This window comes from Rhizobium lentis, assembly GCF_014200175.1.
GTDB lineage: Bacteria > Pseudomonadota > Alphaproteobacteria > Rhizobiales > Rhizobiaceae > Rhizobium > Rhizobium mulingense.
The window spans coordinates 38,461-55,133 of sequence record NZ_JACHBD010000001.1 but is presented as its reverse complement, the minus strand read 5'-3'; the positions used below and the strand labels follow the sequence as shown (position 1 = coordinate 55,133).

Genomic DNA, 16,673 nt, shown 5'->3' with positions numbered 1-16,673 from the left:
CCGAATTATGGCATGTATTTGCAACAGGTCATATTTCGCCGTCGTAGGCAGAGCCGCCATTTTCCAGGAGCCGGCGCAGAATCATCAATCCGGAGATCAGTTCCTGCCCCGTCTTCGGCGAGGACAAGCCGACGCGAACCCGATGATAGGATTTGTCGCCGCGCGCCGCCTTGAACTCGTCCTCGTCATCGACGAGCACGCCGTCCCGGAAGGCGGCGTTCTTGAAGGTGCCCGACATCCATGGCTCCGGCAATTTCAGCCAGAGGAAGGGCGCATGCAGGTGCGATGCGAACTCGAATCCTTGCAATTGCTCGCGGGCGATCCGGACACGCCGCGAGAGTTCCTCGACGCTCTGTTTGCGAATCTCGTGCGCCACGCCGCTTTCGACGAGGCGCGCGCATGTCTCCGCCAGGATGAAGGGCAGACCACCGGTGATCATCCGGTGCGTTACCCTGATACGCTGGGCGAAATGCGGCGGGCATGCGACCCAGCCGCCACGCACGCCGGCGGCGACAGATTTCGACAGGCCGCTGACGAGAAAGGTGCGATCGGGTGCAAGCGAGGCGATCAGCGGCGTATCATCGTCGGCCATGCCGCCATAGAGATCGTCCTCGATCAGCCACACCCCGTGTTTTCTGGCGATTGCCGCAATTGCCGCGCGACGCTCATAGGGCATGATCGTCACAGTCGGATTGTGAACGGTCGGCATCAGGAAGGCGAGCTTCGGATGCTGCTGCTGGCAGAGCCGTTCGAAATCGTCGGGAATCACGCCTTGTTCGTCAAAATCGACGGTGACCGTGCGGCGGCCGAGAAGGCGGGCGCTGCGGCTGATCTGGGTGTAGCTGAGATTTTCGAAGACGATCTTATCGCCGGGCGCCGAGACGGCGGCGATGACCGATATCGCCGCCGCATGGGCTCCGAGCGTCGGTACGATGTTTTCGGCCTCCGGCGTCCACCCGCTGCGGGCTAGCCAGCGGCGGCCGGACTCGAACCAGTTCTTCGGGAAGCTTCGGGAGTAGGAGGAGATTTCGGAGAGATGCTGCTCGCCGATTTCCGCGAGAATGCCGGCTATGATCTTGCCCTGGCCGAGATCGGGGGCAGCTGTTGTGTCGAAACGGATCTTGTCGGCGGGCGCATCCTGGAGGCGGGTGCCGCCGAGCGAGATCGTCAGCGGATCGGTCTGTTCGCCGGGCGGCGATTCGGAGCGGTTCAGCACATAGGTGCCGCGCCCGACTTCGCCTGCAACGAGACCGCGTTCATGCACCAGGGCATAGGCCCGGCCGATCGTGCCGATCGTCACGCCGATATCATAAGCAAGGTTGCGCTGCGGCGGCAATTTGCTGCCAGCGGGCAGGGCGCCGCTGGATATTGCGGATTCAATACTATCGGCAAGACGGAGATACACCGGTCCTGAGCCGCGGGAGAGATCGGGAAGCCAATTTGTCATGGTGACAATTCGTAGATTGTCACATTGTCCCTGTCAAGATTAAGAGTCAATTCCAACGGACAACCGAGAGGATTCCTGGAATGTCTGCATTGCCTGAGATCAAAATGCCAATTGTGCCGATTGTCTCTTGTGAGGACAGGAGGCAGATCATTGTCCCCGACGCGCCCGCCGAGGCGACGCGTTTAAAGCGGATCTGGGTCGCAATTCTTCTGTGGCATCAGAAGCGGGAAGGCCGGCGCGCGTTGCGAGGGCTGACGGCGAGCGAACTCAAGGATATCGGGCTGTCGCAGTCCGATGCAGCGCGCGAAGTCAGCAAGTCGTTTTTCTGGGATTGATCCCGCGGAAATGGATCGCCGCGGTCAGCTGCAGGCCTTGTTGCCGCCGGACCAGCGATTGACGTCGGCCGCGATGCGGCCGGCAACCGGTTCCTGCATCATCGGACCGAAAGCCTGCAGACGTGCCGGGTTGCCCTCGGCCTGCACGACGAGCAGCGGCCGGCTTTCAGGGCTCCCCTTGTGGACGAGCAGGATGCGCGGCCGGCCGGAGAAGGAATTGAGTTCCGGGGCGAGCTTATAGGCTGCGAAGGCCGGATCGGCCGATTTGAACCAGCACGCATTGGCGGCGAGCGCCACGCGCTCCATGGTCGGCAGCGCAGCGCGATTCGGACCCGCTGCCGGAGCCGGCGATTGGCAGCCGGCGACAGCAGCTGCAAGAGCGGTCAGCAAGGCGGCGTTTGCGACGGAGAGGCGAAGGCGCATGATCGGCTCCAGTGATCCGGATGAAGGTCTTTCGCATGCCATTGCCTGCAGAGGCCTGCGGGCGGCATGCATCGAGGACGGGCTCAGGCGGCGATGACGTCGAGCGCCGAGGCGAAGAGGCCGCGGCCGTCCGAACCGCCGTGGGCGGCTTCGATCAGGTTTTCCGGATGCGGCATCATGCCGAGCACGTTGCCCTTTTCGTTCATGACCGCGGCGATATCGTTCAGCGAACCGTTGGGATTGGTGCCTTCGGCATAACGGAAGACCACCTGGCCATTACCTTCGATCTTCGCCAGCGTGGCTTCGTCGGCGAAATAATTGCCATCATGATGGGCAACGGGGCAGCGGATGACCTGACCTTGCGCGTAGGCACGGGTGAAGTCCGTCTCGGCATTGATCACTTCGAGCTTGATCTCGCGGCAGACGAATTTCAGCGAGGCATTGCGCATCAGCGCGCCGGGCAGCAGCCCGGCTTCGACGAGGATCTGGAAGCCGTTGCAGACGCCGAGCACCTTCACGCCCTTTGCAGCCTTGTCGCTGATCGCCTGCATGACCGGCATGCGGGCGGCGATCGCGCCGCAGCGCAGGTAGTCGCCATAGGAGAAGCCGCCGGGAATAACGATCAGGTCGACATCCGGGATTTCGGCTTCCGTCTGCCAGATCGTCACCGGCTCGCGCCCGGAGATCTTGGTCAGAGCTGCGATCATGTCGCGGTCGCGGTTGAGGCCCGGGAGTTGAACAACAGCTGATTTCATGGGGTCCCTGCGTCTGGCGAAAGATATTGAACTGGAACGCTTTCGGTGAGCCATACTCCATTGTCGGAGACAAAGAAAGAATGACCCTCTGAAAACATGCGGGCAGCGTCGACGCGAAGGATGACATGCTCGCCCTTGCGGCGCATCGAGACGATTTTCGCCGTTTCGACATCCGCCGACAGATGCACGTGGTGCCGCTGCATCTTCTTCAAGCCCTCGCGCTCGATCGAGTGCCAGGCGGTCGCGGATGTACCGTGGAAAAGATCTGCAGGCGGCTGGACCGCGGTCAGCGCGAGATCAACCTCTACGCTATGACCCTGGTTCGCGCGAATTCTGTTATCGACGAGCGCGAAGCGCTTCTTTTGATTGTTTTCGACAATCTCGATGATATCGGCGCGGGAAACGTCATATTTCCGCGCGACCGCTCGTTCGAGCGCGTCGAACGACACCCAGCCCTCAGCATCGAGGGTCAAACCCGCGGCCTCCGGCGCATGACGCAAAACATAGCTCATATATTTCGAGACTTCCGTCTCCAGCTTTGTTTTCGTCATGACGCCAATCCTCGAAGTCCGCCGGCCGACGGTTTGCGATCGTCAGTCGATTGCGATCGCGTAGTTCTCGATCACTGTGTTGGCGAGCAGTTTTTCGCACATCGCCTTGAGGTCGGCCTCGGCCTTCGCCTTATCGGCGCCATCGAGCTCCAGGTCGAAGACCTTGCCCTGTCTAATATGGCCGACGCCCGAGAAGCCGAGGGCGGCGAGGGCGCCTTCGATGGCCTTGCCCTGCGGATCGAGAACGCCGTTTTTCAGCGTGACGGTGACACGAGCCTTGATCACTTTGTCTATCCTGCCTTACTTGACGAGAACCGGGCCGGTGCCGCGCACAGGCTCATTTTCATTGATGATGCCGAGACGGCGCGCGACTTCGGAATAGGCTTCGAGCAAGCCGCCGAGATCGCGGCGGAAGCGGTCCTTGTCCATCTTCTCGCGGGTTTCGATATCCCAGAGCCGGCAGCTGTCCGGCGAGATTTCGTCGGCGAGGATGATGCGCATCATATCGCCTTCGAAGAGGCGGCCGCATTCGATCTTGAAATCGACGAGCTGGATGCCGACGCCGAGGAACAGACCGGTCATGAAATCGTTGACGCGGATGGCAAGCGCCATGATGTCGTCGAGCTCGGCCGGATTGGCCCAGCCGAAAGCGGTGATGTGCTCTTCGGAGACCATCGGATCGTCGAGCGCATCCGACTTGTAATAGAACTCAATGATCGAGCGCGGCAGGACGACGCCTTCCTCGATGCCGAGGCGCTTGGCGAGCGAACCGGCAGCGACATTGCGCACGACGATCTCCAGCGGGATCATTTCCACTTCCTTGATCAACTGCTCGCGCATGTTGAGCCGGCGGATGAAATGAGTGGGGATGCCGATCTTGTTCAGGTGGCTGAAGATATATTCGGAGATGCGGTTGTTGAGGACGCCCTTGCCGTCGATGACTTCATGTTTCTTCTTGTTGAAGGCGGTGGCATCGTCCTTGAAAAACTGGATCAAGGTGCCCGGTTCCGGACCCTCATACAGAATCTTTGCCTTGCCCTCGTAGATACGGCGGCGACGGTTCATCGTGGTCATTCTCTGTTGTTGGCGCTCTTGGGATAGCGCGAGTGGATCGATCTCGTGGCGTCCCCTTAAAGGAAAAGAGTAGGTTTCACAATCCGCCTGTCGCTCCTTCCCTCTTTTCGGGATTTCTGGCCCCGATTCCTGGAGGTTACGGAATACCGCCAAGAGAATCGAATGGATTCCCAAGACGAGTTTAGCGCCTTTTCCTGTAGCGTGGAATGAAGGCGAAATGGCGGGCCGCTTATCCAGGCTTTATTTGGCAGCTCTGCTTGGCAGCGCGCGGCCAAGCTGCGCCTGCAGGGCGCGAGCGGCAGTTTGCCCGTGAGGCCAGCTGCTGGCGCGGACGAAGGAAGGGATCTGTATGGCCGGCATCGGCCGGGCGAGCGCATAGCCCTGCAGCATATCGCAATCGAGTTCTTCGAGGATGCGGATGTGATCCGCCGTCTCGACGCCCTCGGCAATGACGCGGATGTTGAGCGAGCGGCCGATGTCGATGATCGAGCCGACCAGTTTGCGCTGCTCGGCCGATTGCGGCAGCAGGCGGATCAGCTCGCGGTCGATCTTCAGTGCCTTCGGGCTCAGGCGCAGCAGGCTGACAATCGAGGCGTGGCCGGTGCCGAAATCGTCGATCTGGATGTCGATGCCGAGCTTGCGCAGCTTCTTGAGGTTGGCCGACACCAGCGGGTCGCAATCGTCGAGCGAGATCGATTCCAGCAGTTCGAAGGCGATGGCGCCGGGTTCGATCTTCAGGGCGCGGAGCTTCTTGCCGAGATCGGGATCGGCAAGCCGGCGGGCGGAAACGTTGACCGATATTTTCGGAATCGACAAACCATCCTTGATCCAGGCGTGGCGGTCGGCCAGGGCGCGCTCCAGGATCAGCGCATCGATCGTCGAGACGACGTCGAGATCCTCGGCGATATCGAGAAAGCGGTCGGGTGTCAGCAGCCCGTGCCGGGGATGTTGCCAGCGGGCGAGTGTCTCAACGCCGGTGACATCGAGCGTGCGGGTATCGAACTGCAATTGATAGAATGGCACGAATTCGTTGCGCTCGAGGCCGATCAGGATTTCGTCGGCGAGATGCTTGGCAGAGACGATGTCGCGGCGGTCGGAGGCAGAGAAGAATTCAAAGCGGTTGCGGCCGCGGCCCTTGGCGCGATAGAGCGCGATATCGGCATCGAGCAATATTTGCTTGGCGTCGAGATTCGACCCGCGGCCGACGGCGATGCCGATGCTGGCGCCGAACCGGCAGTCGTGCCCCTCAAATCTGACGGGCTTGCGCAATTCGCGAATGATCCGTTGGGCGAGACCGCCGATCTTCTTCGACGCAGCATCCATGGAGCAGAGGATGACGAATTCGTCGCCGCCGATGCGGGCGACGAAATCGGCGGCGCGGACGGAATTCCTCAGCACGCTTGCCACATGCTGCAGCATGGCGTCGCCGGCCCGGTGGCCGAGCGTGTCGTTGATCTGCTTGAAGCGGTCGAGATCGATGTGGAGGATCGCAAGCGCAAGGCCCTTGGCGCGGCATTCCATGGAACGCTCGTCGAGCATCTTGTCGAGATAGCGGCGGTTCGGAAGGCCGGTGAGATAATCGTGCAGGGCCAGATGCTCGATGCTTTCCTTGGCGGCTTCGAGCTCGCGGTTGCGTGCCTCAGCCAGATCCTTGGCGCGCTGCAATTCGTTGCGCAGCGCGACGTCCTCGGTGACGTCCCAGTTGGCGCCGATCAGCTTGCGGTGGCCGTTGCCATCGACGAAAAAGGCCGAGCGGGCGCGGATGATGCGTTCGGCGCCGTCACCACGAATGATACGATATTCCTGCTGGAAATCGCTGCCGCTTTCGACGCTGCGGCCGGCCAGGCCGAGCACCCGTTCGCGGTCGTCGGGATGCAGGCTTTTCGCCCAGGCATCGCTCGCGATCTGATGCGAGGCGCCCTGCAGGCCGTAAATGGCGATGAGGCGATCGTCCCATTCGACCGTATCATTCTCGATGTCGGCCTCGAAGACGCCTATGTGGGAAATCTCCAGCGCCAGGTCGAGCCGGCGCGACAGGCGCGACAGCGTCTCCTCGGCTTCCTTGCGGGCTGTGATATCGATATCCGTGCCGACGATGCGAGTCGGCACGCCATTCTCGTCCCACTCCACGCAGGCGCCGCGGCAGTCGATCCAGACCCAGTGGCCGTCCCTGTGGCGCTCGCGATATTGGAAGATCTGATAATCCGGATCACCGGCGTTCTGGCGCTCGATGGCATGCGCGACGAATTCGCGGTCGTCGGGATGGACGAGCTGAAGCCAGGCATCGTAATCGCCGGCGACCTCCTCGTCGGGCGCCATTCCGCGGATGGTTTTCCACGTGGGCGAGTAATATTTCCGGTCGAGACGGTAGTTGTGATCCCATACGCCGAGGCCCGAGCCGACCAGCGCATGGTTCCATCGGCTCTCCCGTTCCGCCAGTTCGGAATCGCCGACTGCACCGCCGACGCCTGCCACAGCCGCTATGGCATCGCCATGCGCGTTCTCGGCCTCTGGATGGGCTTTCTTCACGGGCATTCTCGCTTATTCATCTCCGGGCGCAGTCTGCTGTCTTTCCATTAACAAAGACTTAGAAAGCAATTTCTGAATTAACGAGAAGGCGGTTTTCCTCAATCAGCGGAGAGACGGCTGAGGAACTGGGCAAAGACCATCGTGCCCTCTGGCCAGGGACCGTGACCGGAATCGGCATTGATATGCCCGGCCTCGCCGGCATCGACGAGAAAGGAGCCCCAGCTGCTGGCAATATCGTCGGCATGCTCGTAGCTGCCGAACGGGTCGTTGCGGCTGGCGACGGTGATCGACGGAAAGGGCAGCGGCTCGCGCGGGTAGGGGCCGAAGGTCATCAGGTGCTTCGGGCGGATGTCGGGATTAGTGACATCGGGCGGGGCGACGAAGAAGGCGCCCACCACCCGATTGCGGAAGAGCGGGATGGCGTGGATAGCCGTGGGTACGCCGAGCGAATGGGCGACAAGCACGACCGGCCGGGTCGAGGCGTTCACTTCCTCGGCGATGCGGGCGATCCAGTCCTCGCGGACCGGCTTCGTCCATTCGGCCTGTTCGACGCGCCGCGCCGTGCTGAGCTTCGCTTCCCAGCGGCTCTGCCAATGGCCGGGGCCGGAATTGGTATAGCCGGGGATGATGAGGATATCTGAGTCTGAGGCTTTCATAGTGCCGCCGATGTGAGAAAGCCTGTCGAAGATGTCAAGAGGGGGCACCAAGGGAGAGAGCGACACGGCCCTTGATATTTGTTATATTGCTCCAGTGCCGGTTGCGGATTTCGTATCGGCTTACCCGCCGATGCGTGCCGCCGCCGACCAATCTCGGCTGAGGAGGAGAAAGCCATGGCGGCATTTCATGTCATGACGGGTGCCAGCGAAAGTTTAGCGCGCCCCGTCGTCAATCGCATTGGCGTTGCTGACGTCTTCGACGCGCTGAAGCGCGGGCTCGACGATTTTAAGGAAAAACCTTCGCATTATGTGTTCCTGTGCCTGATGTACCCGATCGCCGGTATCTTCCTGACGCTATGGACCTCCGGCGCCAATCTTCTGCCGATGGTCTTCCCGCTGATGTCCGGTTTCGTGCTGATCGGCCCGATCGCAGCGATCGGCCTTTATGAGATCAGCCGCCGGCGCGAGGAGGGCCTCGATACATCATGGACGCATGCACTCGAAGTGCGCCATTCGCCGGCACTGCCGTCGATCGTCGCGGTCGGGCTGATGCTTTTTGCCCTTTTCGTCGTCTGGCTGGTCACGGCGCAGACGCTTTACACCAATCTTCTCGGAGAAGTGTTTCCGCGCACGATGACCGATTTCACCCGCCAGGTTTTCGGCACGGCTCAAGGCCTGCAGCTGATCATCTGGGGCAATCTCATCGGCTTCGTCTTCGCGCTGGTAGTGCTGGCAATCTCCGTCATCACCTTTCCGCTGCTGCTCGACCGCGATGTCGGGGCCGTCGCCGCCGTCGTGACCTCGATCCGGGCCACGGTCGCCAATCCGGTGCCGGTGCTGCTCTGGGGTCTGATCGTTGCTGCACTCCTCGTCATCGGAACGATCCCGGTCTTTGCCGGGCTTGCGCTCGTCATCCCGATCCTCGGCCATGCGACTTGGCATCTCTACCGCAAGCTGGTTGCGCGGGAGACCGCGTAGCCACGGCTGTTCCCGGCGGGGATTTCGGATTCCGATTCCCCAGGGGAACCTCGAACCTGCCTCGGAGTTTTGATATGGCTCCGAGGGAGGATTTCAGAGGTGACGATGAAGAATCTGTTTGCCCGTTTCGCAACCAAGACTTCAGAATGGGCGGGCAAACCCGTCATCTTCATCCTGGCGCTGAGCATTGTTATCGTCTGGGCCGTACTTGGCCCTTTCTTCGACTATTCGGAAACCTGGCAGCTGATCATCAACACCGGCACGACGATCATCACTTTCCTGATGGTCTTCGTGCTGCAGAACGCCCAGACGCGCGACACTCGGGCAATTCAGGCCAAGCTCAACGAAATCATCCTGACGAGCCACGCTGAAAACCGCTTCATCGGCATCGAAAATCTTGACGAAGACGAGCTGAAGCGCCTCGATGAATTGGTCGCCAAGGCTGCCAAGGGCAGGGGCGAGACGGAGGCTTGCATGACAGCCGAGGTCGTGGAAGCCGTTGCGCCGAAAAAGGCCGAGGCGCGCAAACGCCCGGGGAGCGCCAAAACCTCAAAGGTAAAACAACGGCCGCTTGAGAAGAGCTGAATTTCTTAATGGCGGTGCGGGGACTTGCGCTTTTTTACCCACTATTGCTTCGCGTACGGCGAACTTCGCAGCCAGCGAACCGGTCATAGAACATCTGGCCTTGCCACCGGATGAGCGGCAGGAGCCACCACAGCAGCGCAGGAATGAAAAGGCTGGCACCTATCAGTATCGGAGTAATGGCGGCCGCGGTACCATCGCGCGCCGCGTGGATCATATCATCAAGACTTTGGTTGGATGCTATCGCCGCAACGATTGAGTCGCTCGCCACAAAGGCGATCCAGGGCGAAAACTTCAGCAGTTCCCTTTTTAACGCCTCGCTCAAATGCGGCGACGCACCCTCAGTCGTAACTACCCGTATCGACGAGATCCATTTTCCCGGTGTTCTGCGACCGTTCGCAGTTAAAAATGCGAGTGCAAGCAATACAAGGAAGACGCCGACCAACGGGCCGACGAGGTCCGCGGTCCCATGGGCTAATTCACCGTTTTCGTCTAGCGCCACCGATAAAACGCGCCAAGAAACCGATTGGCCTCCGGAATTGCCAGTGATGACCGTCGTTTGAAAGAACGTGCTCTCTTGGCCCCAAAATTGCGTACTTCGGCAGATTTGATTGACCCTCGTCTCTCCCAGTTTCAGGGGCCATTCACGCTCGACTTTTTCGACCAATGGGCCAGAGGCTGCTTCCCCGCATTGCGTGCTCTCAAAGAGGGGGATGCCGAAGTTCAATGGAATGATGAGCGCTACCAACGCAAGCAAGAACTCTAAAAATGTCATGTCTATCAGGTAGGCAAAGACCCGCCTCCAAAAGAGCCGAGGCTGCAAAGTTCTCTGAAATGCCTGTGTGATATTGACGTCCACGTTACCCCCTACGCCAAAACGATGCTACATGATGGAAATGCTCGCGATGGATTACTTTAGAAATCCAAGCGTATCGGTGATGTGAAGCTTGCGGCCTTCGACGCTTTGGCTGTCGATGATCCCTGCCGGGGTACGCCTCCGTCCCTCCATTTCCCGCGCTGCCATCACCCAGAAGCTGGGTGATGCTCTCCCAAAGTCCGACCTCACGCCAAGTATAGAAATAACTATGCACGGTCGAAGCCGGCGGAAATCACTTGGCAGTGTGCGCCATTAGCAACCGCGCGAGCAGACATGGAGGATCGCCCCCACGAGGCTACGCATGTCTGTCGTGCGCGGCGGGCCCCCGTGCCTCGCCTTCGGCAGCAACCGCGTGGTCACCGACGATTCCCCGTTCGTCAATCGCTTGGAAACGCAAGACGTCTCGATTAGGCTCGCGACGAGCGATAGCAGTCCCGCTCATCGGAAAACCTTAGGCACGCGTCTACCGTTGCATCTGCGCATCGAGCTACCATCATCGGGATCACGCCGCCCCAAACACCCGCTGGAAGATCGTATCGACATGCTTGGTATGATAGCCAAGATCGAACTTCTCCCGAATATCCTCCTCGGACAGTGCAGCACGGACCTCCGCATCCGCCAGCAGCTCTTCCAAAAAGTCCTTGCCCTGTTCCCAGACCTTCATGGCGTTGCGCTGGACCAGGCGGTAGGCGTCTTCGCGGGAGGTGCCGGCCTGCGTCAGCGCTAGGAGCACGCGCTGGGAGTGGACGAGGCCGCGGAACTTATTGAGGTTCTTTTCCATGTTCTCCGGGTAGACCAGCAGCTTTTCGATGACGCCGGCGAGGCGGGAGAGGGCGAAGTCGAGGGTGACTGTGGCGTCGGGGCCGATCATGCGTTCGACCGAGGAGTGGGAGATATCGCGCTCGTGCCAGAGGGCGACGTTTTCCATGGCCGGCAGGGCGTAAGAGCGGACCATGCGGGCGAGGCCGGTCAGGTTTTCGGTGAGAACCGGGTTGCGCTTGTGCGGCATGGCGGAGGAGCCCTTCTGGCCGGGCGAGAAATATTCCTCGGCTTCCAGAACCTCGGTGCGCTGCAGGTGGCGGATCTCGGTCGCCAGCCGCTCGATCGACGAGGCGACGACGCCGAGGGTGGCGAAGTACATGGCGTGGCGGTCGCGCGGGATGACCTGGGTCGAGACCGGTTCGGCCTTAAGGCCGAGGGCCTCGGCGACATGTTCCTCGACGCGCGGATCGATATTGGCGAAAGTGCCGACGGCGCCCGAGATGGCGCAGGTCGCGACTTCTTCGCGGGCGGCGACGAGGCGCTGGCGGCAGCGCTCGAATTCGGCATAGGCGAGCGCCAGCTTGACGCCGAAGGTGGTGGGCTCGGCGTGGATGCCGTGCGAGCGGCCGATGGTGACGGTGTCCTTGTGTTCGAAGGCGCGGGTTTTCAGCGCCGCCAGCAGCCGGTCGAGATCGGCAATCAGAATATCGGTGGCGCGCACCAGCTGGACGTTGAAGCAGGTGTCGAGCACGTCGGACGAGGTCATGCCCTGATGGACGAAGCGTGCATCCGGGCCGACGATTTCGGCGAGGTGGGTCAGGAAGGCGATGACGTCATGCTTGGTGACGGCCTCGATCTCATCGATGCGGGCAACGTCGAAGGTGGCGGCGCCGCCTTTTTCCCAGATCGTCCTTGCCGCCGATTTCGGGATGACGCCGAGTTCGGCCAGCGCGTCGCAGGCATGCGCCTCGATCTCGAACCAGATGCGGAACTTGGTTTCGGGAGACCAGATGGCGACCATTTCGGGCCGGGAGTAACGCGGGATCATGGGCGGCTGCCTTTACTTCAAGAGGTTTGTTGACGCCCCTGTAGCAAAGACGGGCGGCAATCTCAACGCAAGCGTTTCGCAAGATAATAGCTGCTGACGACAAGGCAGCCGAGACCGAGCGGCAGGAAAAGGCGCATACCGATCACCAGGAACTGATAGAAGGCGCTGATGCTGGTGAAGATGAACTGGAAGACCCAGATGCCGCTTCCGAAGGGCGCGTGCCAGCGCGAATAGAAGATCCGATATTCCATCGCGAAGAGGAAGGCCGTCATCGCGATCGTGGCCGCGATCAGCGTCACGAAAAAGGCGGCGAAACGCGCCTCCGGCGGCTTGCCATAGGCGAGGAAGCGGCCGGTGGGCAAAGCGAATGGCCAGGCGAGCAGGCCGCCGAGGAAATAGAGCGCGGCGACTTCGGCAAGCCGGCTTGTCTCCAGGCCGTTACGGAGATAAAGGCCGAGCATGGCGGAGACGAGCATTTGCAGGGCCCAAAGCAAGGCGCCGAGGATGAGATGGGAGTAGGGCGGCCATGCCGCCCTGAGGCGCTCCATGTCGGGCAACCAGCTCAGGGATGAACTGGAACGGCGATCCAGCGCCCGTTCCTTTGCGCATCGAAGGCCAGGACCAGGGCGATATGTACCTGGTTTGCGGCTTCCGGCTGATAGACGACGGCGCCGCCGATCCTGTATTCGACTGAACATGCGCGCTCGGCCGGAACCGTTTGCACCTGGCGCGCTGCCTGCCGGTTCGGAGCGCCTTCCTTCTCGATCATCTGCAGGCTGAAGCCGAGGACCCGCTTGGCGATGGCCGCGCAGTCCTTCGGCACCGCGATAGGCAACTCGCCGAGCGAAAGCGTATAGGGCGATTTCGGCGGGCCGTCGGTCGCAAGCGTGGTATAACGCAGCGTCTTTGCGGGTGAGCCGAGTTCGGTCGGCGGATTGAAGGCGGCGATCAGGCCGGGGTTGGTCAGGAGATCGTATTTGTCCATCTGGCCGCGCGCCGCCGTGAGGTTCTGGCGCCGCGCCTTGGAAAGATTGGCGTCCTTCTCGGTCAGCTCGGTGCGGAAGGGCGTGCCCTCGAGATACTGGCCCTTATCGGTATCGATGAAATAGGTGTTGGAATAGGGGACATTGCTGCCCTCCTTGAGGCCGAACTCCTGGAAGGCGAAGACCTTGCCGTCGGCGGAAAAGCCGATCGGCTGGATGCTCGCAATGTCGCCGGCAAGTGACACGCCGGGCAGGCCGGCAAGTGCGGCTGCGAGCAGGCCGCCAAAGAAAAGCTGCTTCTTCATGCTCGTGCCTCTTCGGCTGCTTGACGCAGATCGGCGACGGTCCGGCGATAATCCTCGACCGTATCGCCCTTGAAAATCGCCGAGCCGGCGACGAGGACGTTGCCGCCGCCGCGGGCGATTGCCGGCGCCGTTTCCACCGTGACGCCACCGTCGACCTCAATCTCGATCGGCCTGTCACCGATCAGCGACTTTGCCGCCGCGATCTTGGCTGTCATCGCCGGAATGAACTTCTGTCCGCCGAAGCCGGGATTGACCGACATGATGAGGATAAGATCGACATCGTCGAGCAAGTTCTCGATGGCGCTGAGCGGGGTTGCCGGATTGAGCGTCACCCCGACCTTCTTGCCGAGATTGCGGACGGTCTGCAGCGACCGATGCAGATGCGGCCCGGATTCGGCATGGACGGTGATGCGGTCGCAGCCGGCCTTGGCGAAAGCTTCGAGATAGGCGTCGACCGGCGAGATCATCAAGTGGCAGTCGAAGGTGGCGGCCGTATAGGCGCGCAGCGACTTGATGACATCAGGGCCGAAGGAAATGTTCGGCACGAAATGCCCGTCCATGACGTCGAGGTGGATCCAGTCGGCCCCGGCCGCGGTGACATTGCGCACCTCCTCGCCGAGCCTGGCGAAATCCGCCGCGAGGATCGAGGGGGCAATGCGAATGGGCAGCGTCATCAAGTCTACTCCGTATGGGCGCCAGCCGAGCACGGCGCCGGAATTCAAGGCTGGCCGCCGCTCATTGCGTCGGCGCAGCCGGTGGAAAAAAGCCGTTGCCGCGCCATTCGAGCAGGCGATACGGGTTTTGCGAAAGTTCATGCGTGCCGGTGAAGGCGACGGCGCCGACCGGGGTCTGGAATGTCGTGCCGAGCAGCGGCTCCTGGAGGGGCTTGCCGGCCGCAGCAGCGGCTTCGGCCGCCTGGCCGGCAATGAATGCCGCGGCCAGCGACGGCAGGACATAACCTTCCGGCTCGATTCCTTTGGCGCGCAACGTTTCGGCCGCCGCCGCCGCTTCCGGCAGAACGGCATATTCGGGCAGGGCGACGGCGCGCACGCCAGACCCGAGCGGCAGCGGCTGATCGGCGGCGCGCATGGCGTCGCCGCCGAGGATTGAGAGCGGGATGTTCTCGGCTTCCGCGTCGCGGGCGATGACGGCGATATCGTTACGGTCACCGCCGACGAAGACCCTGGTGGCGCCGGCCCGTTTCAGGCGGCGGACAAGAGCGATCTGTTGCTCCTGCCCCGGACGATAGGTATCGGTGAAAACCGGCTTCAGTCCGTTCTGTTCCAGCGCGTTGCGCACCGCTTCCGTGAGTTCGCGGCCGTGAATGGTGCCGTCCTCGATCAGGGCGATCGGATCGGCAGCCCAGTTCTTCAGGATCACTTCGTTGATCTTTGCCGCCTCGGCGCCATCGGCGGGCGCCATGCGGAAGAGCGGCCAGCCGTTTTTCAGCGCGTCCTCCATCAGGATGCGCGAGCGCACGGAGACGGTGATCGCCGGAATGCCGGCATCCTTCAGCTTCGGAAGGGCGCCTTCCAGCGTCTCGCTGCAGAGAAAGCCGACGGCGATCTGCACCTTGGCCGCGACAAGGGCATCGCCGACTGCTGCGCCGCCATTGTCCTCGCAGGTCTCGTTGACGGCGACAAGCGTATTGCCCGACTGCCGGATCTCGAAACCGGCGCCGGCGGCAACCTGTGCGCCGAGCAGGGCGAGCGGGCCGTTCTGGGGCGCGACGACGCCGATCGTCACGCCGGCCGCATGGCCTTGCGCCGCCGCTCCCAGCAGCATCAGAACGGCTGCTATGCCACGCAGGTTGATCATGAAAGGCGGAGATCCCTAGCCATCGTTCCATGCCCTTTTATCCGCAAGGCCGCGATCGTCAAAGAAAAACAAGCGTAACCCGATGCTTTTCACCGGTCCTATTGTAGAAAAGGTAACCCATGCTCGCCATATTGGCGCGATGGAAAGTCGAACTGCAGCGCAGGACGTCCTTTCGGTGACGCAAAGGACGCTGCAGCACTTTGAATTGCCGCGTAATTTTGTCCCCAAATCGATTCCGATTTATGGATGTATGCAGTCGGCAGAAGAGCGTACGGAGAAGCAGTTGTTGAACAGGCAGCATATCGACCCCGGCCTTTATCGCGATGCCATGAGCCGTTATGCCGGCCATGTGCAACTCGTGACGACGGTGATGGAAGGCATGCGCCGGGGCGTCACCATCACAGCCGCCTGCTCGGTCTCGGATAATCCGGCCTCGGTGCTGATCTGCCTCAACAACACCAATCCGAAGAACGAGATTTTTTTCCGCAGCGGCATCTTCGTGCTGAACACGCTCGGCGCTCACCACCAGGGCGTTGCCGACGCTTTCTCCGGACGTACGGCGCTTGCCGATGACGAACGCTTCGCCAGCGCCCGTTTCGACACGCTTGTCACCGGCGCGCCGGTCCTTGCCGATGCGCTTGCCGCCTTCGATTGCCGGGTGACCGACATCAAGGAAATGCCGACCCATAATGTCATCTTCGGCGAAGTCGCCGCCGTCCGCTTCAGTGAGAAGCATCCGGCGCTCATCTATGTGAACCGGGATTATCACACGCTGTGATCGGCGCAGCGGAGATTTTGAGGGAATAGAGAATGGACAATGCCGGGATCGAGGAAATGTTTCAGGGGCTCGGCCCAGTCACGATCAAGCGCATGTTCGGCGGCAAAGGCATTTATCACCTCGGGCGCATCGTTGCAGTCGAAGTGCGCGACGAGATGCTGCTGAAGGCTGACGAGACAAGCGCCCCGGAATTTGCCGCCGCCGGCGCCACGCAATGGGCCTATGAGGGCAAGAAGGGCAAGCCGGTGAAAATGCCCTACTGGTCGATCCCAGAAGAGGCATACGACGATCCCGATCTGATGGCGAAATGGGTGAGGCTGGCCTATGAGGCGGCGCTTCGCACCGAGAGTTAGCGCTCCGCAGCCGGCAAAACTGCTATTGCCGCCCTGGTGAAGGCCGACAGCGGCATGGGCAGATCCGTCAGGGCAAACCAGCCGAAATCAGAAAGCTTGTCGGGTTCAGTCAGTTGCGGCTCGCCTTCGACGTCGCGGGCGAGATAAAGGATGGACATCCAGTGCTGGCGGTCGGCATCGATGATCTGTTCGGTCACGCCGATCCGTTCGATCCGGCCGATCTTCAGGCCGGTTTCTTCTTCGGCCTCGCGACGCGCGGCTTCTTCGGCCGGCTCCATGTGATCGACCTTGCCGCCGACAATGTTCCAGTAGCCGGCTTCAGGCGGATTCATGCGTTTGTAGAGGAGGATCCTGTCGTCGCGCAGGATCACCAGACCAACCCCGAGGCCCGGAAAATCATGGCCGGGCCTGCCCATTGT

At 61.4% G+C, this 16,673-nt stretch carries 20 protein-coding genes and 1 pseudogene; 5 read left to right on the top strand and 16 right to left on the bottom strand.

Features of this window, described 5'->3' with window-relative positions:
• Nucleotides 1–28: 28 nt before the first annotated feature.
• Nucleotides 29–1,447, bottom strand: a complete 1,419-nt coding sequence (locus GGI60_RS00295; RefSeq protein WP_183913574.1) for a PLP-dependent aminotransferase family protein — start codon at nucleotides 1,445–1,447, stop codon at nucleotides 29–31.
• 80 nt (nucleotides 1,448–1,527) lie between these two features.
• Between GGI60_RS00295 and GGI60_RS00290 the strand changes: the two genes are divergently transcribed.
• Nucleotides 1,528–1,782, top strand: coding sequence for a DUF1127 domain-containing protein (locus GGI60_RS00290; protein WP_183913576.1), 255 nt, complete (start codon nucleotides 1,528–1,530; stop codon nucleotides 1,780–1,782).
• A 24-nt stretch (nucleotides 1,783–1,806) separates the two neighbouring features.
• Here the strand turns inward: GGI60_RS00290 and GGI60_RS00285 are convergent, their stop codons facing one another.
• The 7 genes from GGI60_RS00285 to GGI60_RS00255 all read right to left on the bottom strand — a co-directional run bounded on the left by GGI60_RS00285 (nucleotide 1,807) and on the right by GGI60_RS00255 (nucleotide 7,770).
• A complete protein-coding gene (locus tag GGI60_RS00285) occupies nucleotides 1,807–2,205 on the bottom strand; it encodes a hypothetical protein (protein ID WP_183913578.1) in 399 nt (132 codons plus the stop codon).
• Between the two features lie 83 nt (nucleotides 2,206–2,288).
• Nucleotides 2,289–2,960: a phosphoribosylformylglycinamidine synthase subunit PurQ gene (gene purQ, locus GGI60_RS00280; RefSeq protein ID WP_183913580.1), complete on the bottom strand. Its 672-nt coding sequence runs from the start codon at nucleotides 2,958–2,960 to the stop codon at nucleotides 2,289–2,291.
• Nucleotides 2,957–3,511 carry an RNA 2'-phosphotransferase gene (locus tag GGI60_RS00275; protein ID WP_183913582.1) on the bottom strand — a complete coding sequence of 185 codons (555 nt, stop codon included), beginning with the start codon at nucleotides 3,509–3,511 and terminating at the stop codon, nucleotides 2,957–2,959. The genes purQ and GGI60_RS00275 overlap by 4 nt, the downstream gene beginning before the upstream one ends.
• Before the next feature lie 42 nt (nucleotides 3,512–3,553).
• The gene (gene purS, locus GGI60_RS00270; protein WP_183913584.1) at nucleotides 3,554–3,796 is read right to left on the bottom strand and encodes a phosphoribosylformylglycinamidine synthase subunit PurS; all 243 of its coding nucleotides are present in this window, start codon (nucleotides 3,794–3,796) and stop codon (nucleotides 3,554–3,556) included.
• Nucleotides 3,797–3,811: 15 nt separating this feature from the next.
• On the bottom strand, nucleotides 3,812–4,576 hold the full coding sequence (gene purC, locus GGI60_RS00265) for a phosphoribosylaminoimidazolesuccinocarboxamide synthase (protein ID WP_004676256.1): 765 nt from the start codon (nucleotides 4,574–4,576) through the stop codon (nucleotides 3,812–3,814).
• Nucleotides 4,577–4,825: 249 nt separating this feature from the next.
• The gene (locus tag GGI60_RS00260) at nucleotides 4,826–7,120 is read right to left on the bottom strand and encodes a bifunctional diguanylate cyclase/phosphodiesterase (protein WP_183934445.1); all 2,295 of its coding nucleotides are present in this window, start codon (nucleotides 7,118–7,120) and stop codon (nucleotides 4,826–4,828) included.
• A gap of 92 nt (nucleotides 7,121–7,212) precedes the next feature.
• Complete coding sequence (locus GGI60_RS00255; RefSeq protein ID WP_183934444.1) at nucleotides 7,213–7,770, bottom strand: alpha/beta hydrolase; 558 nt, start codon at nucleotides 7,768–7,770, stop codon at nucleotides 7,213–7,215.
• A 174-nt stretch (nucleotides 7,771–7,944) separates the two neighbouring features.
• Here GGI60_RS00255 and GGI60_RS00250 point away from each other — a divergent pair, with 174 nt between their 5' ends.
• Entirely contained in the window at nucleotides 7,945–8,748 is an 804-nt protein-coding gene (locus tag GGI60_RS00250; RefSeq protein ID WP_183934443.1) for a DUF2189 domain-containing protein, read from the top strand.
• A gap of 105 nt (nucleotides 8,749–8,853) precedes the next feature.
• Nucleotides 8,854–9,333 (top strand): low affinity iron permease family protein, encoded by a 480-nt coding sequence (locus tag GGI60_RS00245; RefSeq protein ID WP_183934450.1) that lies wholly within the window; start codon nucleotides 8,854–8,856, stop codon nucleotides 9,331–9,333.
• A gap of 34 nt (nucleotides 9,334–9,367) precedes the next feature.
• On the opposite strand, the gene GGI60_RS00240 is transcribed toward GGI60_RS00245, so the two are convergent.
• From GGI60_RS00240 to GGI60_RS00215, 7 genes and pseudogenes are all read right to left on the bottom strand, one after another.
• Nucleotides 9,368–10,189 (bottom strand): RDD family protein, encoded by an 822-nt coding sequence (locus tag GGI60_RS00240; RefSeq protein WP_183934442.1) that lies wholly within the window; start codon nucleotides 10,187–10,189, stop codon nucleotides 9,368–9,370.
• Between the two features lie 57 nt (nucleotides 10,190–10,246).
• Nucleotides 10,247–10,649: pseudogene (locus GGI60_RS31780) on the bottom strand (transposase); the annotation flags it as partial.
• Between the two features lie 60 nt (nucleotides 10,650–10,709).
• Nucleotides 10,710–12,017, bottom strand: a complete 1,308-nt coding sequence (gene purB, locus GGI60_RS00235; RefSeq protein ID WP_183934441.1) for an adenylosuccinate lyase — start codon at nucleotides 12,015–12,017, stop codon at nucleotides 10,710–10,712.
• A gap of 62 nt (nucleotides 12,018–12,079) precedes the next feature.
• Nucleotides 12,080–12,565: a hypothetical protein gene (locus GGI60_RS00230; RefSeq protein ID WP_183934440.1), complete on the bottom strand. Its 486-nt coding sequence runs from the start codon at nucleotides 12,563–12,565 to the stop codon at nucleotides 12,080–12,082.
• Between the two features lie 14 nt (nucleotides 12,566–12,579).
• Complete coding sequence (locus tag GGI60_RS00225) at nucleotides 12,580–13,305, bottom strand: DUF2259 domain-containing protein (protein ID WP_183934439.1); 726 nt, start codon at nucleotides 13,303–13,305, stop codon at nucleotides 12,580–12,582.
• The gene (rpe, locus tag GGI60_RS00220; protein ID WP_183913586.1) at nucleotides 13,302–13,979 is read right to left on the bottom strand and encodes a ribulose-phosphate 3-epimerase; all 678 of its coding nucleotides are present in this window, start codon (nucleotides 13,977–13,979) and stop codon (nucleotides 13,302–13,304) included. The genes GGI60_RS00225 and rpe overlap by 4 nt, the downstream gene beginning before the upstream one ends.
• A 61-nt stretch (nucleotides 13,980–14,040) precedes the next feature.
• A complete protein-coding gene (locus GGI60_RS00215) occupies nucleotides 14,041–15,123 on the bottom strand; it encodes an ABC transporter substrate-binding protein (protein ID WP_183913588.1) in 1,083 nt (360 codons plus the stop codon).
• 283 nt (nucleotides 15,124–15,406) lie between these two features.
• Here GGI60_RS00215 and GGI60_RS00210 point away from each other — a divergent pair, with 283 nt between their 5' ends.
• Complete coding sequence (locus tag GGI60_RS00210) at nucleotides 15,407–15,901, top strand: flavin reductase (protein WP_183913590.1); 495 nt, start codon at nucleotides 15,407–15,409, stop codon at nucleotides 15,899–15,901.
• Nucleotides 15,902–15,933: 32 nt separating this feature from the next.
• Nucleotides 15,934–16,254: a TfoX/Sxy family protein gene (locus GGI60_RS00205; RefSeq protein ID WP_064685448.1), complete on the top strand. Its 321-nt coding sequence runs from the start codon at nucleotides 15,934–15,936 to the stop codon at nucleotides 16,252–16,254.
• Here the strand turns inward: GGI60_RS00205 and GGI60_RS00200 are convergent.
• Nucleotides 16,251–16,670, bottom strand: coding sequence for an NUDIX domain-containing protein (locus GGI60_RS00200; RefSeq protein WP_183913592.1), 420 nt, complete (start codon nucleotides 16,668–16,670; stop codon nucleotides 16,251–16,253). The genes GGI60_RS00205 and GGI60_RS00200 overlap by 4 nt on opposite strands.
• Between the last annotated feature and the right edge of the window lie 3 nt (nucleotides 16,671–16,673).